Raw genomic sequence first — 24441 nt, 5'->3', positions numbered from 1 at the left:
CTTTTTAGAAAAAAGCAATCGTACTTAGGGCAAAAAAGAGAAATTTTATACCTCAATCCTGGTGGATTGGCAGAAATTTGGGGTTATTGTATGGATCTTATTTGTCGAGACTTTGGTTGCTGTAGAAAAAAAACCAGACCAGGTTTCGATTCCCCAACTTTTGAAAGCAGGGTTTCCACCCCATTTGGCTGCCGCTTGGAAAGAAAAGTCCAAACAAACTCCCGAAAAATTTTTGGAATGGAAAAAATCGCTCAAAGGAAAGGATGCAGCCCTTGTTTCCAAGGTTTGGAAAGAACAAAAAATTACACTATACGACAACAAACAAAGATTAGCTTACAACAAAACATTTCAAAAAAACAATAATTTTACAAAGGAAGAAAAAAATCAAAAATCCAAAGAGACAAAACCTTCGAAACCCAAAGAAGGATTCGATTCTAATGATGAACTTTTTTTTGGACTGAGTTATCAAAATTTAGATGTAAGGTATCTACCCAGAAAAGAGAAAAATCATTCCTCAGTCTTTCTAGGTGGCAAAGGAAAAGGACAAATTTGGATTTTGGAAAAACGAGATGAAGAATTTTCCTATGGAGTCAACCTTACATACCAAACATTTCGATTCACTTCGGGAAACCGTTACAAACCCATTCCTCATTTTTACTTTGCCAAAGATCCAAATTTTTATTCCCAATTGGAACGAACGGGATCTCCCCTCCCCCAACCCATTACCTACTCCAATTTTTTAGGTTATCGATTGTTAAATGATGGCAAAGAATATGAACTTGGGATTTACCACGCAAACGCATTTTCTTATTATCCTGGAGTCTATTTTGTATCTCCAAACAAATCCTATTCGGGTGTTTGGTCACCAGGGGATAACAAATCCAGTTTGTACATCAATGATTCTTGGAATCATAAAGAATGGGGTTCTCATAGAATCCAATCCGAATCCATATTCAACAAAAAAGAATCTGTTGGATTTGTTTATTTAAAATCGGAATCTCCCGAGTCCAAATTCTTCCTTGATGCCACAGTGTATAGAGACTCACCCCTTCTTTATGGAATCGTATCACCAGAAGAAGTCAGACCACAAATCCCGCAAAGTTTAGGTTACTCAAAGATAAGTTTCAAACATTGGATTGGATCGGAGTTTTTAGGTTCTAAGGAAGGACATAGGTATGAAAACGGAAGGTCAGGATTTTTTCCATGTTTCATAAGTGAGTGGGGAAACCTAATTTATAGGTATCGGGAATACAATGAATCAGGGAACTACCATTGGAATGAAATTGGAAGAGCTGCATTTTATGAATGGAGAAAAGAAAAAGCGGTAGTGTCTTTTGGATTTGAATCTAGAGAAAACGCAGGCCAATGGGAAGGAAAACTAGCCATCCCATTTGGAACTAGTAACTTACTTGAGTTCAGTGGTATTTTCAGAGAAGGACAGCCAAAAACTAGGGCATGGTTTGAAAATTGGACTTATGCGACAGATTTTAATATCAACTTAACCGATAGACAAGAAATCATCAAACTCAAATGGGTAAGTCCCTTTATTTCACTAAACGTAAGTTATTCGGAAAAAGAAAACGATCCCAATCCAATTTTATTCATCAACTTTCAGTTATTACATAAAATTGATCTTTAATAGAGAAGATCATCCGTGCGGACTTCGATGTATTCAATTAACTTAAAAATAGGAACTGATTGTCTGTCGGCAAATTCTTTAGGTTCGGCTGGAAGTTTTTTAGGTGTGGGGAGAGAAGAACGTTTTCCCCTTTCATCTACCGAATAAAAATAATATCCGATCCATTCCCCTTTCACTCGGTAAGGATTTCCAGAAAACAAATCTTTTACAAAAACTTCAGCATCCAAATCAAATTTATTACGTCTGTACCGGTAGTGGATTTCATCTCCGTTTAGATCATAAAATACAACAAAATCCCCTTGTTTTCCCTTAAAAAACAATTTCCACTCTAGGGGAAAAGTACCTGATTTTAGGAAGTCTGCTTTTCCATCCAAAATTCTTTTTTCAGAACGTGCTATAGAACCCGTATAACGCCCGTCATCTTCTGCATCAATGGGAATTCTCGCAAATGCAAAAAGGAAAATCAGTAGTGAAGTGAAAACTCTCCAATTCATTTGGGCTCTTCTTCCGGTTTTTCCTCTGGTGATTTTTCTTCATCGGGAACCGGTTCTTTCCCATTGATTTGGTCGATGGCTTTTTTGGCAGCCTTCTGTACTTTCGGACTTGGGTCTCTGTCCCTTTTGTATTCCAATAATTCTAATGCTTTGGGATCTTTCAAATTTCCCATAAACTCGATGGCCCGCAATCTCACCATACTGTCATCATCGCGAGCAAATTCATTTAGTTCCTGGAATACTTCTTTGTCACCCATCGTCACAAGAGCGCCAATCGCATAAATTTTTAGGGATTGGGCCTTTTTTGCATCCAACTTACCTGCTGTTTTTTTAAGAGAATCAAGAAGTTCGTATAACTTTGGTTTTGCTGTCTCTGATTTTAATTTCCCTAATGTATTCATCGAATAACATCGCAAAGTGGTAGGTTGGATTTCATCAAAAGCCACTTCCATTAGAGCTGACTCTGCATCAGAATAAAGAACTGATCCAAAATACAAAGCGATTTGACCACGCATATCTGCATTATTAAATTTTTCACGAAACTTGGTTTCCAAAAAAGGAGCAGCGGTTTTCCCCTCTGGCAATTCACCAAGTGCACTGATGTAGAGACTCAGTGAATTGGAATTTTTTGTGAAATCTTCCTTTTTTACTTTTTCGAGTAAGGGACTCGTTGCTTCTGCTAATTTCATTTTTTTAGCAGAAGTGACAGCTTGTTTGGCCACATCTTCATTGGAATCTTCAAACAGACCAATGATGGTATCTTTGTTTTCTTTTAAATCCAAATCACCAATGGTTTTTAAGAGGACAATTTTCATCCCCATATCTTTTTCTGTTTTTAATTGTTCACCAACTAGTGTATAAAGTTCACCAGCACTTTCTTTGGGAAAACGAGTTAGTTCATATAACGCTTGTTTCCTTTCTTGGCTTGTTCCATAACGAACCATTTTGGAAAGGACTTCTTTTTTTTTGGAGATTTGTTCTGGACTGAGATCTTTCTCTTTCCCCCAAACTGAAGAAAGAGAAAGAAAAACCAAAAGGATAAAGAGGAGATTTTTTTTACTGCTGCCCCGATTCCAATTCCATGATGCGACGATTGAGGGCTTGGATGAGGTGTTGGTTTTCCAAATTTTGTCGGAACTTATCCAGTAAGTCTTTGATGTCTTTGGATAGTTCGTCAATGTTCCAAGGTTTTTCGACATACCGACTGAGTCCCCCGTTGTTAATGGCATAAATTGCAGAATCAAGTCCTGCCTGACCAGTCAGAAGGATTTTGATCGCATCGGGAAGGCGGTGGTGCACCTGTTCCAAAAACCGATCCCCTTTCATTCCAGGCATCACTTGGTCAGAAACAATCAACTCAACAATGTCGTTGCTACTGATGATTTCGTCGATAAGGGAAAGTGCTTCTTCGGCACTGCTGGCAGTCTCGATGATATGGGATTCGCCAAATCGAGCCAGAAGTTGTTCCGCAAGCGTCTCCAATACCGATACTTCATCATCGACACATATAATATAACCTTTACTCATTTGGGACCCTTTCCTTGGAACAATACAACTCTGGTTCTTTTATGTCGATTCAGTTTTGTGGCAATTTATAGATCGTTTTTGGAGGAACTGTGTCAAGGAGAGGAACCTTCCAAATGTCCTTCGCATACTCCCGGATCGTCCTGTCAGAAGAAAATTTCCCTGACCTGGCCACATTCAAAATAGATTTTTTGGTCCAAGTAGTTTGGTCCAAATAATCTCTTGCTACCAAGTTTTGGGTTTTGTCATAAGCATCAAAATCAGCCATGAGGAGATAATTGTCAGTATAATACAAACTATCATAAATAGGGCCAAAAATTCCCGGTTCACCCATTGAGAAAAAATTCTCACGGATCATGAGAAGCACCCGATGCAGTTCATCATTTTTTTGAATGTAATCGGCTGGTTGGTATCCGGCTTCTTTCAGACGAAATACTTCTTCTGTATGAAGGCCAAAGATATAAATATTTTCTGGTCCCACTTCTTCGAGAATTTCCACATTGGCACCGTCCAAGGTTCCGATTGTCAAAGCACCGTTTAACATAAATTTCATGTTACTAGTTCCGGATGCTTCTGTACCCGCTGTGGAAATTTGTTCAGAAAGATCACTACCTGGGATAATTTTTTCGGCAAGGCTCACACGATAGTTGGGTAAAAATACTACTTTCAATCGATCAGCCACATCAGGATCGCGATTGATGACCCATGCCACATTGTTAATGAGTTTAATGATGAGTTTGGCCATATAATAACCAGGGGCGGCCTTACCACCAAAGATCACAGTCCGTGGTGTCATTTCACGAGATGGATTTTCTTTGATCCGTCTATACAATGCAATCACTCGCAAGATATTGAGTAGTTGGCGTTTGTATTCATGAAAACGTTTGATTTGTACATCGATTAGCGATTTCGAATCGATAGTAATTCCTGTTTCACTTTTGATGAGTTTGGCCAATTCGTCTTTAGCAGTTTGTTTGACAGCTCTCCAATCATTATGGAAGTCGGAATCATCCACAAATGTTTCCAGTTTTTTTAAATTGTATAAATCTGTTGTAAACTCGTTTCCGATTCGTTTAGAAATCAGGTTCGCCAAACTTGGGTTTGATTGTAGTAACCATCGACGAGGAGTGATTCCATTGGTTTTGTTATTAAATTTTTCTGGGAATACTTTCGTAAAGGCTTGAAAAATGGTTTTTTTAATGAGTTCCGAATGTAACTCCGCAACTCCATTCACACGATAAGATCCAATGACAGCTAAGTTTGCCATACGAATCCGTTTTTCCTTTCCTTCTTCAATGATACTTACTCTTTGGATTTCCTCATCAGATAAAATCCCTTTGTTTCGAACTTCAGATAAAAACCTATGGTTGATTTCATAGATGATTTCTAAATGCCTTGGTAAAAGTTTTTCAAAAAGTTCCACTCGCCATGTTTCCAAAGCCTCTGGCAAAACCGTATGGTTGGTATAAGAAAAAACTTTTGTGACAATCTCCCAAGCTGGCTCCCAATCCATCTCTTCATTATCTAGAAAAATTCGCATCAGTTCTGCAATCCCGATGCTTGGATGAGTATCATTCAATTGGATAGCAATATAGTTTGGAAGTTCTTTCAGATTTTGAGTCGATTCACGATATTGAGTTAAAATATCTTGGAGAGAGGCACAGACCATAAAATATTGTTGTTTGAGTCTTAGCACCTTTCCTTGTTCGGTGGTGTCATTGGGATACAATACTTTGGAAATATTTTCGGAAATGGATTTATCTTGTACGGCTTTCATATAATCGCCGTGGTTAAAATAATCTAAATTAAATTCTTCTGAAGACTTAGCAGCCCAAAGCCTTAGATAGTTCACCGTACTTGTGTTAAATCCAGGAATTGGATAATCATGTGCAGAAGCAAGAACCGTTTCATCGGGGACCCAATCGTGTTGGATTTTTCCTTTCCCAGAAACCCTAGTTTCTGTATGACCAAAAAAACCAACTGAAAAGGAAATATCAGAACGCACTACTTCATAAGGAACCCCGTCGGCATCCCAGTGGTCAGGCATTTCCAATTGGCTTCCATTGGCGATGATTTGGTTAAAAATTCCATAATCATAACGGATTCCATAGCCAAATCCTGGAACATTCAGAGTGGCCATAGAATCTAAAAAACAAGCAGCGAGCCTACCAAGGCCGCCGTTCCCAAGTCCCGCATCGGTTTCAAATTCTAAAACATCTGTGAGTTCAAAACCAATTCCTCGAAGCATCACTTGGATTGTTTCGTATAACCCAAGATTGATGAGGGCATTCATGAGAGTGCGACCCATTAAAAATTCTAAAGAAAAATAAAACACACGTTTGGGATTTTCATTCCTATAACGTTCATGTGTGACATTCAGTCGATCGATTAAAAAGTCTCTGATGGTATGTCCGAGTGCTTTGTAGATATCTTCGTTTTTCAGGTTAAATCTGTTTTTGCCAATGGTATATTCCAAATGGTGGGCAAATTGTTTTTCCATCGAAGCCAAGTCGGCTTTTTGTTCTTCAGATAAAAGGGTAATTAAACGAGGATTGTTGACAACCATGCTAAAGGATGGTAAGGAACCTCAGAAATAGATTCAAGTAAAAAGAGAAAATTTAGTCGCGGGCGCTCACCTTTCTTTCCAAAGTAAGGACAGCATCTTTTCCAATTTTATGTTTGGCGAACCAACCTTGGTTGACTTCCAATGCGTACATCGCCGGTTTTCTTGCATTATATACTTCTTCGGTTTGGTTGGGTTTCATATCGAATGATTCTAAAAGTCGCATATCTTCTGAAAAATAACCAATCGACAAAGGGATAAGGGTATTCTTCATCCAAAAACTTAAATAATCAGGACGAGGAAAAACAAATAACATTCCTTCATCTTCTCCGAGTTTCGTGCGATACATAAGTCCTGTCGCTCTTGTCGAAGGAGTATTGGCAATTTCTAATTTTAATATACGATCAGCCACACTCCCAAAAAGAACCTCGGGAGTGTTCGTTTGCGACGGAAAGGATTCTGCCTGTTTACAAACAGATAGACTAAGTAAAACAAGTAGAATTCCAATCCGCGTTTTCATAGATTAACCTTTGAAATTTGGTTTCCTTTTTTCGAGGAAAGCGGAAAGGCCTTCTTTGGTTTCTTCATCAGCAAACCTTCCACCAAAAAGTTGTTTTTCCCATTCCAAACCACGTTCCATATTGGTTTCTAAACCTTGACGAATGGCAGTTTTTGCCGCCTTAATTGCGTTAGGTCCACGAGATAAAATAGTAGAAAGTGTTTTTTCGGATTCATTTAGTAACTCAGCGGGATCGACAACCTTATTGATCAGGCCGAGTCTGTATCCTTCTTCGGCAGAAATCATATCCCCTGATAAAATCATTTCAGTGGCTCTTCCCACTCCAATGAGTCTAGGAAGTCTTTGGGACCCACCAAATCCAGGTAACAAACCAAGTGTCACTTCAGGTAAACCTAATTTAGCAGAAGCTACCGCATAACGAATATCACATGCCATAGCCAATTCCATACCCCCACCCAAACAAAATCCATTGATGGCAGCGATAGAAATTAGATTTGATAACTCCATTTTTCGAAAAACAGTTTGTCCAAGTTCAGAGAAAGCCTGCCCTTCACGGACATTGAACTCTTTCATTTTAGCAATGTCTGCTCCTGCAACGAAAGCTTTTCCTTCACCGGTAAGAACGAACCCTCGCACTGCTGGATTGGATTCCAATTCTTCCACCATCTCACCAATTTGGGTGATCACTACGTCGTTCAGTGCATTAAGGGCTTCTGGCCTTTTGATGGTAACAAGAGCAAAATTGGATTTAATTTGAATATCTAAAAAAGACAAATGAATTCTCCTTATTCTTCTACTTCCAATATAAGAAACATAGTGTCATCAGAAAAACTATCAAGTCCATAGTAGGTTTTCAATTCTGTGAGTAAATTAAGTTCCAATTCCTTGATGTTTGCACTTTGTCTATGTCGATTGAGAAGGGCAAGAAGGCCTTCCGTTCCCAAAGAATTTCCTTCCGAATCTGTGGATTCAATCAGTCCGTCAGTATAAATAAAAAATCGATCCCCCGGTGAGATCGATATTGTTTTTTCCGCAATGGGAGGAATTTTAATATTAAAACCTAGGATCGCACCTTGCGTTTCTAACTCTTGAAAGTCTTCCCCTTTGTGCGCCAATATCAAATAAGGATGACCTGCATTTCCGAGGGTTAGTTTTTTTTCGATAAAATCAAAAAATAAATAAATGGCGGAGGCATGGTATTTGTTTAAATCGTGAGCCAAACGATCATCTAAATAGTCCATGAGTTTGGCTGGGGCTGTTTTAAAACGATAGGGAATGGTAGAAACAAGGACCTTCATGATGGAGGCCACCATCGCAGAAGAAATCCCATGACCTGCCACGTCCGTTAAAAAAACTCCTACGTTTCCTTCCCTAAGTTGTACAAAATCAAAGAAGTCACCACCAATGACATTGGGACTTTTTCGATAATAGGTAAAAGCTAAACTCGGAATTTTGATATTCCCTGGAAAGAGTGCATCTTGTACTTTTTTTGCCAGTTCCAATTCATGTAACATAAACCTTCTTTCTTCCGAAAGATTGTACATGTCTGTTGTGTCTTTTCGTTTGTTTAAAACAAAAACCGTTCCAAGAGCAGCACTTCCCCAATACACTAAAATCAGAAAGTATTTACTAAAAAAAGAAAATTGATCGGAAACAGAAGAAGGTAAATTACAAATATAAATGATATGTAATATAGAAAAATAAGAAGCACTCAAAATACATGCCTTGGGATCAAGCCTTGTGCTATACAAAAGAATTGGAAAAATAAAGGACATGAGATATGCATTCAATAAGTAAAAACTTCCAATGGATGGGAAAGAATGGATACCTATCATAAAAACTATATAAACTAAGCCATCACCTATAAACCCGCTAAAGTAAATCACTCTTTGGATGGGCATACTTTTTGTATAAAATTGCAAAAGTAAAATTAGCCTAGCAATTGTTACACCAAGCAAATAAGGCAGAATCTGTAATTTAATTTCAGAAAACGGTGGGGCTATTAGTAAAGAGTAAACTATAAGGTGAGTGATAAAAATATAATAGGTATACTCTTTATCATAACGGGCTTCTACTAACTTTAAAATTTCCCATTCTGATTTCGTTGGTTTTCGAAAGATTTCTTTAAAGTATAAATAAAAGGAACGTGTCAATCAGGGTTCTCCCCATACCAAAGTTTGAATCTCTGATCCATTCAAGGTAATGGTGAAAGGTTTTCCGGAATCCAAATACTTGTCCATTTGATTCGCAAGTTCGAATGCTTTTTTCTCATCTTCCATTCGGAAGAAAAAGGGGTGGGACAAAGCTTTATAATTGTAGGGAAATCGTTCAGAAATGATGAGAGTCACTCGGTAATGGTCAGGCCTCCTTTCCATTACAATATGTGACACTTCTTTTCTAGTTAAAATCCGAACATCGGGTCGTAAATTCCACGGGTTGATTTCGGCAAAAAGGATTCCTGGTAAAAAAAAGCATAGACCAACAAATCCTTTCATATAGAAATACAATCGGCAAATGCGATCGAATCCTTACCTCATATCCCTATTTCCTTTCCTTTTTTGGCTCTGCACACCTACTTCCTTTTCCCTTCCTGAAAATCCTTACGCACATTGGGCTAAAGAGAATGTGGGATTAAAGTCGACAAACCTTCCTCCTTTAAAAGAAACCTGGAATACAAGAGTTTATCCTTTGGATTCCAAACGACTAGACACACTCATTGCAATCAATGCCATCGATGAAATCACAGACATACCCAAACCCACAAAGGATTTATCCCCTTGGAAAGTTGATTTAAACCAAATTTTCCGATCCATGCCAAAAGAATTAAATGCACTTACCAACTCTCTTGTGTATGGAATATATTTTGTCACCGACCTAGGTTCTACGGGACTTACAGGCATTGTGAGAAATGACGAAGGAAAACCTATTGGTGGCATTATTTTTTTGGATTCAAATTTACTAATGGATGGCTGTAATGACTGGGCAACAAAAAAAGAAGCTACAGCCTTTTTAACTTCTAAGGAACATTCCATCCAAGTCCACTTAGATGATTCGAATTCCAAACTAATAACATTACGTTTCATCATCTTACACGAATTAGGTCATATTGTATCCATCGTCCAAGGACAGGCACCTGATTTTTCGGAAACCCATAGAGATTTTAGAAAATTTCCTCTCTACGATGGAATCTGGTGGTCAGAAACCTATTCCCCGTATGAAGCCACTTTTTTTACCGAAAGAAACAAAATCAAATTTTACCAAAGATCTCCTACCCTTTTTTTATTTCCTGATGGCAAACTCATTTATAAAAAACTAACTAATACTGGGTTTGTCTCGTTATATGCAGCTACAAATGCAGATGATACCTATGCAGAAGCCTTTGCACAGTATGCACATGTATACTTATACAAAAATGAATATAAGGTAGTTCTGACTTCCCATGGAAATTCGGAAACTTTGTTACGTGATCCGATTCGAAAAGAAGGAGGAAGAAGGTTTCGTGAAACATTCCAATCTATCTTTGCAAAGCAAAATCTATAGCTTTCTATTTCTGAATTGTATTGTTTTTTTTCCTCTTCGATCGGAACCTATTTCCAACGAAACTAAACCTCTCCTTATTGAAACCAATACAGAAATTGTATCGGACTTTTTATGGCGTGGGAACTCTTTTGCAGGGGAAGCCGAAAACAGAAGGAATGGGGCCACCTACCAAAGTTTTACTTATGCCCCGGCTCTCCAACCAAGTATCAATATTTGGTCGCCAGAGAAAAAATTCCAATGGTCTCTTTTTGGAAACTTTCAACTAACAAACAGAGACGATAGGGACTCAGATAAACGAATTTTCCAGTCCAAACCTGGCGGAGTTGGCCCTTCTTATCTGGGAGAAGAGGGAAAATTTTATGATCCTTATGGCCAAGACCCATGTGTTCGTTCCGTCCAAGAAAGAATCTCAAACGGTGGGGAAGGATCTGATCCTTGTATAGGTTATAGCCCGAATGGAGGTTATGGCCCCAAAAAAGAACCAAACGGGAACAAAAGATCCGATGGAATGTTTTTTTCCATGAGTTACCATTTTGATCCCAGTCGTTTTGGTGATTTTGCGGTAGGAATTTGGTTTTACAATACATTCCAAAAAACACCAAGCTCTCTGCTTTCTCCTAGCACACAAAAAGAAAATCCTTATGTTTCAGGAGGACCAAATAACAAACTAAATGCGAATAATCCAGATGCCATCACAAGACTTGTTTGGCACGAATACTTTGTGCAATGGAAACTCCCCGTTTTAAAAATTTTGAAACCTACTATCTCTTATTACACACAATATTCTACTGAGAATGGGGGACTCCTTGCGGGTAAAAATTATCTTTCGTTAAGTGCCTCTTATACTTTTCGCGAAGAAGAATTTTTTAGAATTATGCCTCATTTCAATTTAGGTTACGCCATGAGTAACAATGCCGTTGATAATCGAAACGGAATCCAAGATATTACAACCTCAACTTCTTTTTTCTTTGGGGACTTTTTTATCAAACTTGCCCATGTATTCCGTCCCGACCTCTATCTTTGGGATACAAATAATTATTATGGGTATGCCGGTGGAGATCCCAATAAAGCAAATTGGAACCGAAGCTCGGAAGATGGAAAAGTAACCAATCCTTCACGTATTTATGGTGCGTACAACACCTCAATCCTAAACTCAATCGAACAGCTAAATACAGGAAATTCCCTCACCGATGCGCTGGCAAAAACCTGGCTAAGAGAATCTTACACTTTACAAAAGATTCCATCTCATTTATTCTATGTTAGCTTAGGATATTCAAAATCATTTTAACTATTTTTGTTTTTTATAATTTAATATTAGGAAAGGCTTGACTAGCAAAATTCATGAATTAGAATTCCGTCCACCTCTAGGGAAAAACTATGAAATGGATTCACAATCTTAAAATTCGAGTCAAATTACTTTTGGCTTTTATGGTAACCATTCTTTTGATGATTGTTGTCGCAGGCGCCAGTTTCTATGCAGCACGTCAAATTTTAGCATCGCTTCATACAGTCTTTGAAGACCGAGTTGTACCAATTAGCCAAATCAAAGAAGTTTCAGATGCTTATCTGATTGGAATTGTGGATTCAGCCAACAAAGTTCGTGCAAAAAAAATCACAGTAGAAGAAGCACTCGAATCCATACGAGAATCCGAAACAAAGGCCGATGAAATATGGAAGGTTTATTTAGGTACTTATCTTGTCCCAGAAGAAAAAGCGATCATTGATCAGATGGAAAAAGAATTTCCACCACTCAAAGCAGGAGTCAAACAACTTCGCATCCTTTTGGAAACAAGAAATGAAGCAGAATTAGAAAAGTTTGTCACCGTCGATATGTATCCAATCTTCGAACCACTTACCAATCACTTAGATGATTTGATCCGAGTACAATTAAAAGTAGCTAAAGAAGAATACCATAAATCGGAAGCACATTTTGAAAGATCTTTAGCAATTGTTACTACAATCGTAGTGATTGCTTTTATTTTGGTTTTTGTGATCGCTATCTTTTTCTCAGACTCCATTGCAGCTCCGATGAAAAAAATCGTAGAGGTAGCACAAACTGTATCCATTGGAGATCTGGATGTAAATTTAGAAACAAAACATAATACTCATACAAGTATAAAACACTTAGAAGGCAATGAAATCCAACAGCTCACTCAAGCCTTTATGGAACTTGTCACTTTTATCAAAGAACGTGCTGAACACTTAGAACGAATTGCCAATTCTGATCTCAGTGCCGATGTCACACTCAAATCAGATCGAGATCAATTGGGCCTAAGTTTGCGTCGAATGCTTATCAATCTTTCTGATGTAGTAGAAAAATTGTTTTTTACTTCTCAAGAGGTGGATTTAGGAGCTCAACAATTAGCCGATGCCAGCACTTCTCTTTCAGAAGCAGCAAGTGAACAAGCAAGTGCAGTAGAAGAAATTTCAGCTACACTTACCGAAATCAGTAATAGTTTTCTATCAAACGCAGAAAATGCAGAGAAGATGACAGAATTTTCCGAATCAACCGCAAAACAGGCGCTAGAGGGTAATTCCAAAATGAAGGATCTAGTCTCTGCAATGGGAGAAATTAGTAACTCCTTTGATCAAATTTCCAAAATCAACAAAGTCATTAATGACATTGCATTTCAAACCAATATACTAGCTCTCAATGCGGCAGTAGAAGCAGCCAGAGCAGGACAACATGGAAAAGGTTTTGCAGTCGTTGCAGAAGAAGTAAGGAATCTGGCCCAAAAAAGTGCCAATGCAGCAGATGAAACCACCCTCCTCATTGAATCTTCAATGAAAAAAGTAAAACTTGGAAACGATGCGACTGAAAAAACAGCAGAAGTTCTTGGTCAAATTTCTGATAGTGCTGAAAATGTAAGTAACCTCACAAAGAGTTTAGCAAGTTCGATCCACGAACAAAAATCAGCTGTCTTACAAATAACCCAAGGTATAGACCAAGTAACAACCGTAACATCAACAACGGCTGCATCTGCAGAAGAAGTGGCAGCCTCAAGTGAAACCTTGAAACGTCAAGTGGAAATTATGCGTTCAATTATCATGAGTTTTAAATTAAAAGAAGATACATCTAAATCAACTGCCCTCACGCGGGTGGAAAGACCAAAAATCGTTTTATAGGTCAATTATGAACCAGAACTTAAAATCATGGGATATGAGCGCTGATGAAGATACCATGAAAGATTTGTATCTTTGTTTTAGTTTGGAAGATAGAGACTATGCATTTGAAGTAAGACACCTAACAGAGATTCTTGCCCTTCCAGCAATCACAACTATTCCCGGCACTGCTCCATTCTTAAAAGGTGTGATCAATATCCGTGGGAAAATTATCCCAGTAATGGATGTTCGTTTGCGATTTGATATGTCATTTAAACCATATCACGAAAGAACCTGTGTATTACTTGTGGAATTAGATGGTCTACCACTTGGGTTGATAGTTGATTCTGTAAATGATGTTTTACGGATTCCTTCCGAAAATATCGATTTAGCACCAAAGATTGGTGAATCAAAATCTTCACGATTTATTTATGCTACGGGTAGAGTTGGCAATTCAGTAAAAATTCTAATCAACTTACAAAGACTACTTACAGAAGAAGAAACCGTTTTGATTAAGGACATTCCGGGAAACTAATTCATGGGAAGAGATGATGTATTAGAATACTTAATCGAAGCGCGAGAAACACTTGAAAATATCGAAAAGGAATTACTCCATTTCGAAAAATCAACGTTAGATGGTAGTCAAGTAGACCGAGAACTTCTCGACACTTTATTTAGACATTTCCATACGATTAAAGGGAGTTCTGGTTTTTTTGGATTAACTGGGATTGTAAAAATGGCTCATGCTGCTGAAAATCTTCTCGATTATTTACGAAATCATCCCGAAGCACAAGATGAAGACACTTTAGAATGCCTCATCACAGCCCTAGACCATCTAAATGAACTTGTAGAACATGAAGAATCTTCTCCTTCGGGCGGAGATTTTTTCAATGAATTGCAAATTCAATTTTTAGAGAAATTAAACGAAAAAAACAATGAAATCCGAATCAAAGAAACAAAACCGAAGGAGAACTCAGAGCACAATCAAAAGGAAGCTGAGTTTGGTTTGTTTATAAACTCTAATACAGAGAATTCAGCAAAAGAAGAATTTGGATTGTTTATAGAGAGTCCAAAAACGCCTGTTAGTGAAGATTTCGGATTATTTACCGGTGATTCCACTCCCTCAAAAAACGAGGAATTTGGTTTATTCATAAAAACTGATAAACCTATCACTAAAGAAACAGTTCCTAAAGCAGAAGAGAATCTTAAAACAGAAAAAAAGTCGATCATCAAAAAAGACATTCGAATTGATACTGATAAGTTAGATTCTCTTCTTGATATTGTTGGAGAAATTGTCATCACCGAACCAATGGTAACGGATCATCCCGATATCGCAAAACTCAAATTAGAAAACTTTCAAAAAACAGCTCTCCAATTAAAAAAATTAATTAGGAACCTCCAGGAAATTACCCTGAGTCTAAGAATGATTCCTATCGCTGGAATCTTCTCACGTATGGAACGTCTTGTACGTGATACAGCTAAAAAAACGGGGAAACAGGTAAACCTAGTTATCTCCGGCGAAGATACAGAAATTGATAAATCCATTCTCGAAGAAATGTATGATCCTCTTGTCCATATTTTAAGAAATGCCATAGATCATGGGTTAGAAACTCCTGAAGAAAGAAAAGAATCCGGCAAACAACCACAAGGTACTATCCAACTAACAGCAACACAGTCTGGAAAAGAAGTTTGGATTGAAGTACGAGATGACGGAAAAGGTCTTAGCAGGGAAAAAATTTTAAATAAAGCAATCTCACTTGGATTACTTGGACGTTCCGATGCTGAAAGTCTTGAAGATAAGGACGTTTGGGAATTTCTATTTCACCCTGGTTTTTCTACAGCAAAAGAAGTTACTGACCTCTCAGGAAGAGGAGTTGGTTTGGATGTAGTTAGAAAAAATGTAACAACTCTAAAGGGCTTTGTGGATGTATTTTCAATATATGGACAAGGGACAACCTTCCTCATCAGAGTTCCATTAACCCTTGCCATTATTGAAGGATTAGTTGTTCGTAAATCCGATACATACTTTATTTTACCTTCTATAGATGTAAAAGAATCAATCTATCTAGGAGATGTGCCAATCAATGAGTTATACAAAAACAACCATAGCATTCAATACCGTAAAAACCAAATTTCAATTGTGGATATAAATTTATTATTTGGAAAAGATTCAGATTTAAACAAGCTAAGATCTCTTAAGGAAAAATATCTAATTGTTACTGAATCTCATGAAAAAATAATGGGGATTGTATTTGATGAAATCCTCGGCAGTCAATCGATTGTTATCAAACCAATATCACCGATTTTTAAAAATATTAATGGACTTGCTGGTTGTACCATTCTTGGGAATGGGCATGCTGGTCTTATTTTAGACGTACGAAAATTAATTAACCAACATTTATCTTCGGTTACTATATGAAAAAACACACAGTAATCGTTGTAGATGATCAAAAGTCTGTCCGAAGTATGGTCAAACGTTGGATTGAATCCGATGCGAACTGGGAAGTCATTGGTGAAGCTTCCAATCCATACGAAGCGAGGGATTTAATTGTCGAAAAACAACCAGAGGTTATGACTCTCGATGTTCATATGCCCGGAATGGATGGAATTGTTTTTTTAAAAAAACTACTGCCACAATATCCAATGCCAGTCATCATGTTTAGTTCTTCTACCACAGAAGGAGCAGGAATTACTTTAGAAGCTTTAGAAGCAGGTGCATTCGATTATGTAACGAAACCGACAGGAACACAAGAAAGTTTAACAGAAGCAAAAGAAGATTTACTTTCCAAACTATACGAAAGTTTAAATTACAATGTTAACCAATTAAGTAACATAAAAAATAATAATTCAACTTTATCCAAGAATTCAAATTCCAAAACAACATTTAAGAGAAAGTTAATGTTGATTGGTTCTTCTACAGGAGGAACCACAGCATTAAGAAAACTATTGAATGACGTAGATGAAACTTTTCCTCCCATACTCATTGCACAACATATGCCAGAAAATTTCACTGCCTTATTTGCACAAAGGCTCAATTCAGATTTAAAGGTTCGAGTTATAGAAGCAAAAGACAAAGAATTATTACAAAATGGACATGTTTATATTGCTCCCGGAAACTACCATTTAGGAATTCAAAAACTTGGTACCGAATACTATACGCGTATTACACAAACTGATAAAAAAAATGGACATAGGCCCTCAGTGGACGTGTTATTTGAATCAGCCGCAGAACAAGAAATAGCGGGTAGTAGCATAGCTATCATTTTAACAGGAATGGGCAGCGATGGAGCAACTGGTCTCTTAAAGTTAAAAAACAAAGGTTGCCTCACGATTGGACAAAACAAAGAAACATGTGTAGTTTATGGAATGCCAAAAGCAGCCTATGAATCAGGAGCCGTTCTCTACCAGGTATCCTTAGATGATATGGTAGAGAAAATTAAGGAAATTGCATCACTATGATTCCGCATAGCCTACTACTTGAAAGCAAAAACACAAAACCAATAGCGGAATTACTTAAAGAAATTGTTTATACATTTGAAAGAGTAAATGATCTTGAAGAAATTGCAGAGAAGTTGGAGGAAGGAAAATTCCACTTCCTTATTTTTCATGCAAACGACATAGAAAACGAAAGGGACCAAAAAAAACTATCTGAATTTACAATCAACTTTCCACATACTTTAATCATTCTAATCACAGATACTTCCCAATGGGGTTTAACAGCTTCTCTTTTAAAAAGACATTCGGTTTATGATTTCATTCAAACGCCAGTAGACCAAGATCACTTAAAATTTACTCTAGATCGATCATTTTTATATCTATCAACCAAATTAAAATCTCAATTTATCAATGACGCAGAAAACAATTTATACAAACGAATGGTCGAAATTTTCGATTGGAAAAAATCAATCTCGAACAAAGAGAATGAAAACATAGCAGCAGATATCATCCACCAAATGAATATTAACTTGTTCCAAGGAAGTGGAATAGGCACTCTAATGAGTGTAGTTAGCATTTTAATTTCAAAAAGTAAACTGGATCAGGATGAAAAAAATTATTCTATTCCCAAACCCGTTATGGATTTACTATCAGAAAACTATGAAGCTGCGAAAAGTATGTTTGATAGTATGTCGGTTTCCCAATCGATTATTGATGACCAAGAACAAGTAAATAAAAAAGAATCGCCAACCAAACTTCTTCCTATCATTGAAAGAGAACTTGATTTTTTAAACGAAGCATTAAGTATAAAAAATCAGAAAATAAACTTAAGCCAGATTCCGATTTCAGCCACTGGAAAAAAAATAAGACTAGATGAAACAAAAATCTCATACGCAATTAGAGAAGTTTTAATCAATGCGATCAAATATTCAAAAGATCAAGACATTATATATTTACTTTTCTTTCAAAAAGAGAATTTTCTTGAATTAAAAGTGATCAACCCTGCTTACCAAAATGATGATGGTTCCAGTGGTATTCCAGAAAAATTTGAATCCTTAGTCTTTGAACCTTTTTTTAGAATTTCATCAGTAGTAGATGATAGTTATGCGAAATTTGAACAATTTAGATTTGGACTCGGCTTACCACTTGTAAAAAAGATCATGGACCAACACCTAGCTAATGTACAAATTTATAATATAGAAAATAACTTTAAAAACGAAAACACAAAAGATATTTGTTTAACAATACGATTCCCATTATTAGAAGAGGAGAAATAAAATGGCAAGAATTCTTACCGTTGACGATGCACCAGCAGTGCTAAAAATTTTAAACCTGGTGTTAACAACAGAAGGTCACGAAGTAACATCCGCAACTAACGGAACTGAAGCCCTTCAAAAAATAGAAAGTTCTAGTTTTGATATTGGGATTTTCGATGTTAATATGCCAGGAATGACAGGGATAGAGTTAACAGAAAAAACTTTAAAAACTGAAAATGGGAAGTCAATGAAAATCATAATGTTAACCACTGAATCCAGCGAAGAAATGAAAAACAAAGGAAAGGCAGCAGGTGCAGTAGGATGGTTAGTGAAGCCATTTGCAAACGAATCACTAGTCAAATTAATTTCTCAGTTAAGTTCAATGTAAAATGGCCTCGATTCTAGTAGTAGATGACTCTCCAACTGTTCTAAAGATTGTTAGGTTAGCTTTAAGTAGCCAAGGGCATAAAGTAATCACTTGTGATACAGGTGAAAAAGCATTAGAGATATTAAAATCTGATATTTCTATTCATTTGGGAATCTTTGACTTTAATATGCCAGGCATTAGTGGAATTGAATTAATCCGAGAGGTAAAAAAAGTAAGGAGCCAAAAGGCTTTCAAATTTTTGGTTCTCTCAACAGAAGACAAACCGGAAATCATCTCCAAGGCTTTAGCCAACGGAGCTGATGTCTGGATGATAAAGCCATTTAACAACGAACAACTAATTAAACAAGTTACGGAGCTAATTGAGAAAGATGTTTCCATTTGAAGTAAACGTAGTTTTTGCAGTGACTGCCATTTCTATAGTATTCAATACTTCAATGGCATTTATTATTTACTTTTTAACAAAACACTCTAAATCTGAAGTCAAATTAATATATACCGCTATTTTTCTTATCGTTCTAGTTTTCAGAAACTTTTCTCTTTATCTTTTTGGTGAAAGTACAGAAAAAATCTTTTTTTTTATTTCTGAAAGTTTTGCCATATTTGGATCATATCTTCTGGTTGCTGCCGTTGCACCAATCGTTACAAAAAAAATCAGAATTTCTTTTCTATATGTTATTTCAATATTGGTTTATGTTTTATTCAGTTCTCTTCTCTTAATTGATGTAAGTTTTTTTTGGACCGCTTTACCTTCCTCCATTTTTAATGCCTGTGCTTTGGCTCTATTTGGTCTAATAGTATTCCAACTTAATACGTTTCCAAAAGCATTTCGTATCTACTTTTTTACTATTTGCCTTATCATTGCACTCCAAAGGATTTCATTTCCATTTTTATTTGATTTAGCTTGGTATAGACCTTTGGGCTATATCATCAATACACTTTTTATGTTTCTCTTTGGAGTAGGATGTATACTTTTTAACTTCAATGTCCAAACAAAAAAATTAAATCTTTCCCTCGAGGAACTAGAGTTATTACAGAAAACGATTAAAGATGTAAACGTACGTCTTCTTATTATGTATAACCAACTTCCAGCCATCATTTATAATATAGAATTTTTACCAGAGCCAAGGACTTCCTATATAAGTCCGAAAATGGAAGAAATCACCGGTTACGGATTAAATTTTTTTTATGAAAATCCAGATTTTTTCAAAGATATAGTAATTCCAGAGGACCAACATAAAATTGCAGAATTGTATGCTGGGCAATCACCTATCATACTTCGAATGATTCACGCAAATGGCTCACTTGTTTGGACTGAACATTACGTGAATGTTTCTTTTGATATTTTAGGAATTGAGAAACGAATTGATGTGGTTGCTCTTGACATCACCAAATCAAAAAAAACCGAAATTTCTCTTCTTCAAGAAAAAAATCTAAACAATACGGTTTTTGATAACGCTGCTAACTTAATTTTATTAACCAATGCACATGGGTTAATTGAAAACATAAACTCAGCAGCTTTAACCATTTTGGGTATTACTAAAAATGAAGTAGTAGGAAAATACATTCAAGATGTAATCCTTCTTCCTGAAGACAGGGAGTCTTTAAAAGATGTTTTGGACGACGTAAACGAAATTCAAAACATTGCTGAGAGTCTGATTTTAAGATGTGTAACCAACTCTAACCAAATATTATTCTTAGATTGGAGACTTGGAATCATCCGGGACAATAAAAATGAACCTTCAAAAATTATTTGGATTGGTATAGACCAAACTTCAAAACGAGCAGCAGAAATTGAACTCAAAGAATTAAACAAATCTTTGGAAGAAAAAGTAAGAGCAAGGACCAAAGAACTTCAATCTAGTAACTCTGAATTAAACTCTGCTCTATATGCACTAAGGGAAGCACAGCAAAAGTTAATTCAAAATGAAAAAATGGTTTCTCTTGGCCAACTAGTCTCTGGACTTTCGCACGAAATTAACAACCCCATTGGAATGATTAAGTCTTCGGTAGAAACACTCGTATCTGAATGGCAAGAAGGAAACGAAAGAGACCCAAATTCACAAATCAACGAGTTAGTACAATCAATATTAGATTCCGAAACGGAAGGCCTTCGAATTTTAACAGGATTATCCAACAGGCAAGCACGTAAATCTTTAACCGAAACCCTTAAACAACATGAACTTACCTTTGCAGAAGAACTTGCTGAACTCCTTGTTGATTCCGGTATACGAAATTTATCAACATCAAACATAAATAAAATCAAATCGTTAATCAAAAATAGAGAAAATTTTCAAACCTTAAGGAAGTTACTATTAGTAAAACAATCCTCTGAACATATTTTATATTCTGTTAGAAGACTTTCCAAAATTACTTATACATTAAAAAACTTTGCTGGATTACAATCCAATTTAGAACTTTCAGATTATTCGCTAAACGACACAATCCATTCTGCCATTTCCCTGTATAAGGAACATTTTTTAAGAGATATCAATCTGATACTTAATTTAGATTATAATGGAAATATTCGCTGCATACAAGGTGATTTAGTACAACTGTGGAGCCAAATTATTTGGAATTCCATCCAAGCAGTAGGATCTAAAGGCACGATACAATTAAGAAGTTATAAAAAATTAGATACAGTTTATGTAGAAATCGAAGATTCAGGCGCAGGGATACCTACAGACAACCATTCAAAGATTTTTATGCCATTTTTTTCAACGAAATCAACAGGTGATGGATTGGGTTTAGGACTGTATCTTGTTAAAGAAATTGCAAATCGTCATAATGCGAATGTTGATTTTGAATCTAAACAAGGTAGAACCGTTTTTAAAGTTGGGTTCCCTTTAACTACTTAATCGTAATCTTTCCTGTAGAATCTGTTTTACCAATCAAATAAGCATCTTCACCAAGAATTTTTAGTTCAGACATAATGACATCAACATGAGATGGGTCAACAACCAAGATATAACCAATTCCCATATTAAACGTACCATACATATCATTGCGATCTAGTGAATGGTCTTTTTCTAATTTGGAAAATACATAACTTTCCGGAAGAAAATCAATTTCGGCACCAATCCCTGTTGGTAACACTCGTGGTATGTTTTCGTAAAATCCACCACCTGTTATATGAACCATACCTTTGATAGAGAACTTTTCAATTATAGATAAAATTGTTTTAACATAAATTTTCGTGGGTTTAAAGACATGATCTCTTAAAAATTCCACTTCAGCGGAGCCAGTAGGTAACTTACCATCTTTTAACAACAATTTTCTAATGAGCGAAAAACCATTACTATGTGGGCCGGAAGAACCAAGCCCAATTATAGAATCACCTGTTTTAATGGTTCGGCCATCTATCATTTTTTGTTTTTCTACAACACCAACGACAAAACCTGCTAAATCATATTCATCATCTGGCATCACTCCTGGATGTTCGGCAGTTTCTCCACCTACAAGCGAACAATCGGCCAACTTACAACCATTAACGATACCAGAAACAATGGCCTCCATTCTTGGTAAAAAGAGTTTACCACAGGCAATATAATCTTGGAAAAACAATGGTTTCCCGCCATTCACAAGAATATCATTTACACACATGGCAACTAAGTCGATACCCACAGTGTCATGAATATCAAGAAGCCTTGCAATTTGTAATTTAGTGCCTACTCCATCAGTTCCAGAAAGGAGAATCGGTTCTTGGTAAGACTTCAAAAAACTAACATCGTAACAGGCGGCAAAACCACCCAACCCACCTAAAACATTTTTATTATGAGTGGATGCAACGTTGGTTTTGATTCTTTTAACAAACTCTTGTCCCTTTTCGGTATCAACACCAGCTTCTTTATATGTAACTTTATTTGAATTAGACATGGAGTTTTCCTGTAGTAGTATTAATTAGGGATAGAGTATGATTGGGCGTAATTGTTTTGGCGATTCTTCCTGCTAAATGTACGTAATCTGAATCAGAAGTATTTAACAAGATATCTAATTGGTTTTTATTTTCTGAAACGTCTGGTAAATTCAAAACTCTTTTTATATGTAATGTTGTGCCCAAATTTCCATCATATACTTTTACCAAAGGATAATTATAAAGAATTCTTTCCTTTAGAAAAACATAGTGAGTACAACCCAATACAAACACATTACAATCTTTGATTACAGTTTTAATTTTTGAATCAAACAATTCCCAAGCCTCTTCCCAAAGATCTTTATCGATGAGCTTTGCCAAACCCTCACAAGCAACAGGAAGAATCTCTGTGCCCAATGGAAATCCAGAAACTAAAGTTTTAAATTTATCTTCTTTTAAAGTGAGCTCTGTAGCAAAAACGGCAATTTTAACGCCAGGGTTTTGATTTACGGCTGGTTTTAAAGCAGGTTCCATTCCAAAGATGGGAATAGAATGTTTGGCGCGTAAAAAATCTGCTGCCGCTGATGTGGCTGTATTACATGCAAACAAAATAGCATCACAATCTTTTTCTAATAAATATTCAAAAGCGTTTTTGGAAAGTTCTAATACTTCAGCTTTTGATTTTTGACCGTAAGGAGAATTTACTAAATCTCCAAAGTAGATATAATCAATATGGGAAGTTTCTTTCCAAAGTGTCCGAAGTACAGAAAGTCCTCCAAGACCTGAATCAAAAATCCCAATTTTATATCTACCGCGAGAATTCATTTAGGATGCTAAATACTTCCTGATATTTTCAGCGAGAGTTTTATAAATCCATTCAAACTTTGTTTCATCTTCTTCTAACAATGTGACTCGAAATCCATTCCGATTACAACAAAAGGAACTAAGTGGAACTACACAAATTCCTGCAGAAGCTAACAGATGCAAAACGAATCTTCGGTCCAGTGCAGCTTTCTCCATTAATGGAGAAACAAAATCACGGACCTTAGTATTATCAATAGGGAGTGTCATGTGCGGTTTTAAGGCCCCATCTTCAAAGAGTACTGTCAAATAAAACGCACCCTTAGGTTGAATGACTTTAACTCCAGGAATACCCGTAAGAATGTTCGTTGCCTTTTCAGCTCTTTTTTTAAACTTTTGGTTTCTGAATTTTAAATGATTTAAAAATTCTGGATGGGAATATACAAGTGGAATCGAAAGTTGTGGCAAAGTTGTTGAACATACTTCTAACATCTTTGCATCTAACAATGATTTGATATATCTTTCAAAAGTTGAATCGTTTTTACGATTAAAAACCTCTAACCAACCACAACGAGCTCCGGGCCAAGGAAACTCTTTGGAAATGGATCTGAGTGCAAACCCACAAACTTTATCTCCAATGACTTCCGATAAATGGATACTTCCCCATTCTGAATAATTTACATGTGCATACGTTTCATCACAAATTAAGATGATATCATACTTTTCGCAGATTTTAACAATCTCCCGCATCACTTCTTTGGGATACACTGCTCCCGTTGGATTGTCAGGATTGATGAGTAAAATTCCCGCAATAGAATCATTGTATTTTACTTTGTTTTCAATGTCTTCTAAATCAGGCATCCAATCATTATCTGGATTTAATTCATAAGTTAAGTGTTCGTATCCTGAGTGCGCTGCTTCCGCTGAAGATAACGTAGAGTAGGCGGGGGAAGGTCCAAGAATCCTTGCTTCCCTTCTCATAAATCCAAAAATTTTTGCAACAGCATCCCCAAGGCCATTAAAAAATAAAATGTCCTCAGATGTGATTTGGGCTCCACCTCGTTCGTTGACTTTGGAGGCTAAAAATTTACGAGTCGTTTCGTCCCCTTGTGTTGCCGTATAGGCCCACGACTTATTCTGGGAGACAAGTCCACTGACAATGTCTTTCATCCAAGTAGGGACAGATTCTCCCTTTTGGATGGGATCTCCAATATTTTCCCAAGTGATGGTGACACCCATCGCCTCTATTTGCTTAGCAAGAGCGACAATCTGGCGGATTTCATAAATGAGTGCATCAGCACCCGAGTGGACAATGTTTCTTCTCATAAA

At 36.6% G+C, this 24441-nt stretch carries 22 protein-coding genes; 11 read left to right on the top strand and 11 right to left on the bottom strand.

What is annotated here, in order from left to right:
* Nucleotides 1–112: 112 nt before the first annotated feature.
* A complete protein-coding gene (locus EHR07_RS00655; RefSeq protein WP_244288894.1) occupies nucleotides 113–1639 on the top strand; it encodes a hypothetical protein in 1527 nt (508 codons plus the stop codon).
* Here EHR07_RS00655 and EHR07_RS00650 read toward each other — a convergent pair.
* Genes EHR07_RS00650 through EHR07_RS00615 form a run of 8 tightly spaced genes read right to left on the bottom strand, consistent with a single transcriptional unit; the run spans nucleotide 1636 to nucleotide 9235 of the window.
* Nucleotides 1636–2133, bottom strand: a complete 498-nt coding sequence (locus tag EHR07_RS00650) for an LIC_11959 family protein (RefSeq protein WP_135743290.1) — start codon at nucleotides 2131–2133, stop codon at nucleotides 1636–1638. The genes EHR07_RS00655 and EHR07_RS00650 overlap by 4 nt on opposite strands.
* Nucleotides 2130–3167, bottom strand: a complete 1038-nt coding sequence (locus EHR07_RS00645; RefSeq protein WP_135743289.1) for a HEAT repeat domain-containing protein — start codon at nucleotides 3165–3167, stop codon at nucleotides 2130–2132. Before EHR07_RS00645 ends, EHR07_RS00650 begins: the two co-directional genes overlap by 4 nt.
* Nucleotides 3168–3189: 22 nt before the next feature.
* The gene (locus EHR07_RS00640) at nucleotides 3190–3660 is read right to left on the bottom strand and encodes a response regulator (protein ID WP_135743288.1); all 471 of its coding nucleotides are present in this window, start codon (nucleotides 3658–3660) and stop codon (nucleotides 3190–3192) included.
* A gap of 49 nt (nucleotides 3661–3709) precedes the next feature.
* Nucleotides 3710–6223: a glycogen/starch/alpha-glucan phosphorylase gene (locus EHR07_RS00635; protein ID WP_135743287.1), complete on the bottom strand. Its 2514-nt coding sequence runs from the start codon at nucleotides 6221–6223 to the stop codon at nucleotides 3710–3712.
* Between the two features lie 52 nt (nucleotides 6224–6275).
* The gene (locus EHR07_RS00630) at nucleotides 6276–6740 is read right to left on the bottom strand and encodes a DUF192 domain-containing protein (RefSeq protein WP_135743286.1); all 465 of its coding nucleotides are present in this window, start codon (nucleotides 6738–6740) and stop codon (nucleotides 6276–6278) included.
* A gap of 3 nt (nucleotides 6741–6743) precedes the next feature.
* Nucleotides 6744–7520 (bottom strand): enoyl-CoA hydratase-related protein, encoded by a 777-nt coding sequence (locus EHR07_RS00625; protein WP_409035744.1) that lies wholly within the window; start codon nucleotides 7518–7520, stop codon nucleotides 6744–6746.
* Between the two features lie 5 nt (nucleotides 7521–7525).
* Nucleotides 7526–8893, bottom strand: a complete 1368-nt coding sequence (locus EHR07_RS00620; RefSeq protein ID WP_135743284.1) for a PP2C family protein-serine/threonine phosphatase — start codon at nucleotides 8891–8893, stop codon at nucleotides 7526–7528.
* A complete protein-coding gene (locus tag EHR07_RS00615; protein WP_135743283.1) occupies nucleotides 8894–9235 on the bottom strand; it encodes a hypothetical protein in 342 nt (113 codons plus the stop codon). It lies immediately after the preceding gene.
* Nucleotides 9236–9254: 19 nt separating this feature from the next.
* On the opposite strand from EHR07_RS00615, the gene EHR07_RS00610 reads away from it, so the two are divergent.
* The 10 genes from EHR07_RS00610 to EHR07_RS00565 all read left to right on the top strand — a co-directional run bounded on the left by EHR07_RS00610 (nucleotide 9255) and on the right by EHR07_RS00565 (nucleotide 21316).
* Nucleotides 9255–10280, top strand: a complete 1026-nt coding sequence (locus EHR07_RS00610) for a hypothetical protein (protein ID WP_135743282.1) — start codon at nucleotides 9255–9257, stop codon at nucleotides 10278–10280.
* Nucleotides 10281–10299: 19 nt separating this feature from the next.
* Nucleotides 10300–11568, top strand: coding sequence for a hypothetical protein (locus EHR07_RS00605; RefSeq protein WP_420871233.1), 1269 nt, complete (start codon nucleotides 10300–10302; stop codon nucleotides 11566–11568).
* Between the two features lie 89 nt (nucleotides 11569–11657).
* Nucleotides 11658–13406: a HAMP domain-containing methyl-accepting chemotaxis protein gene (locus tag EHR07_RS00600; RefSeq protein WP_135743280.1), complete on the top strand. Its 1749-nt coding sequence runs from the start codon at nucleotides 11658–11660 to the stop codon at nucleotides 13404–13406.
* Nucleotides 13407–13413: 7 nt separating this feature from the next.
* The gene (locus EHR07_RS00595) at nucleotides 13414–13917 is read left to right on the top strand and encodes a chemotaxis protein CheW (RefSeq protein ID WP_135743279.1); all 504 of its coding nucleotides are present in this window, start codon (nucleotides 13414–13416) and stop codon (nucleotides 13915–13917) included.
* A 3-nt stretch (nucleotides 13918–13920) separates the two neighbouring features.
* The gene (locus tag EHR07_RS00590; RefSeq protein ID WP_135743278.1) at nucleotides 13921–15801 is read left to right on the top strand and encodes a chemotaxis protein CheA; all 1881 of its coding nucleotides are present in this window, start codon (nucleotides 13921–13923) and stop codon (nucleotides 15799–15801) included.
* Nucleotides 15798–16841: a protein-glutamate methylesterase/protein-glutamine glutaminase gene (locus EHR07_RS00585; RefSeq protein ID WP_135743277.1), complete on the top strand. Its 1044-nt coding sequence runs from the start codon at nucleotides 15798–15800 to the stop codon at nucleotides 16839–16841. The genes EHR07_RS00590 and EHR07_RS00585 overlap by 4 nt, the downstream gene beginning before the upstream one ends.
* The gene (locus EHR07_RS00580) at nucleotides 16838–18094 is read left to right on the top strand and encodes a sensor histidine kinase (protein WP_135743276.1); all 1257 of its coding nucleotides are present in this window, start codon (nucleotides 16838–16840) and stop codon (nucleotides 18092–18094) included. The genes EHR07_RS00585 and EHR07_RS00580 overlap by 4 nt, the downstream gene beginning before the upstream one ends.
* A 1-nt stretch (nucleotide 18095) precedes the next feature.
* On the top strand, nucleotides 18096–18461 hold the full coding sequence (locus tag EHR07_RS00575; RefSeq protein ID WP_135743275.1) for a response regulator: 366 nt from the start codon (nucleotides 18096–18098) through the stop codon (nucleotides 18459–18461).
* Between the two features lies 1 nt (nucleotide 18462).
* Nucleotides 18463–18843, top strand: a complete 381-nt coding sequence (locus EHR07_RS00570; RefSeq protein ID WP_135743274.1) for a response regulator — start codon at nucleotides 18463–18465, stop codon at nucleotides 18841–18843.
* Nucleotides 18830–21316, top strand: coding sequence for a sensor histidine kinase (locus EHR07_RS00565; RefSeq protein ID WP_135743273.1), 2487 nt, complete (start codon nucleotides 18830–18832; stop codon nucleotides 21314–21316). Before EHR07_RS00570 ends, EHR07_RS00565 begins: the two co-directional genes overlap by 14 nt.
* On the opposite strand, the gene purM is transcribed toward EHR07_RS00565, so the two are convergent.
* The 3 genes from purM to EHR07_RS00550 are packed head-to-tail and all read right to left on the bottom strand — an operon-like array spanning nucleotide 21309 to nucleotide 24438.
* Nucleotides 21309–22334 carry a phosphoribosylformylglycinamidine cyclo-ligase gene (gene purM, locus EHR07_RS00560; RefSeq protein ID WP_135743272.1) on the bottom strand — a complete coding sequence of 342 codons (1026 nt, stop codon included), beginning with the start codon at nucleotides 22332–22334 and terminating at the stop codon, nucleotides 21309–21311. The two genes, EHR07_RS00565 and purM, sit on opposite strands and share 8 nt — an antisense overlap.
* A complete protein-coding gene (gene murI / locus EHR07_RS00555; RefSeq protein WP_135743271.1) occupies nucleotides 22327–23136 on the bottom strand; it encodes a glutamate racemase in 810 nt (269 codons plus the stop codon). Before murI ends, purM begins: the two co-directional genes overlap by 8 nt.
* Nucleotides 23137–24438 carry a pyridoxal phosphate-dependent aminotransferase gene (locus EHR07_RS00550; RefSeq protein ID WP_135743270.1) on the bottom strand — a complete coding sequence of 434 codons (1302 nt, stop codon included), beginning with the start codon at nucleotides 24436–24438 and terminating at the stop codon, nucleotides 23137–23139.
* Between the last annotated feature and the right edge of the window lie 3 nt (nucleotides 24439–24441).

Source organism: Leptospira bandrabouensis (assembly GCF_004770905.1).
Lineage (GTDB): Bacteria > Spirochaetota > Leptospiria > Leptospirales > Leptospiraceae > Leptospira_A > Leptospira_A bandrabouensis.
Note: the sequence above shows the minus strand (reverse complement) of the source record. Positions and strands in the feature narration are given on the sequence as shown.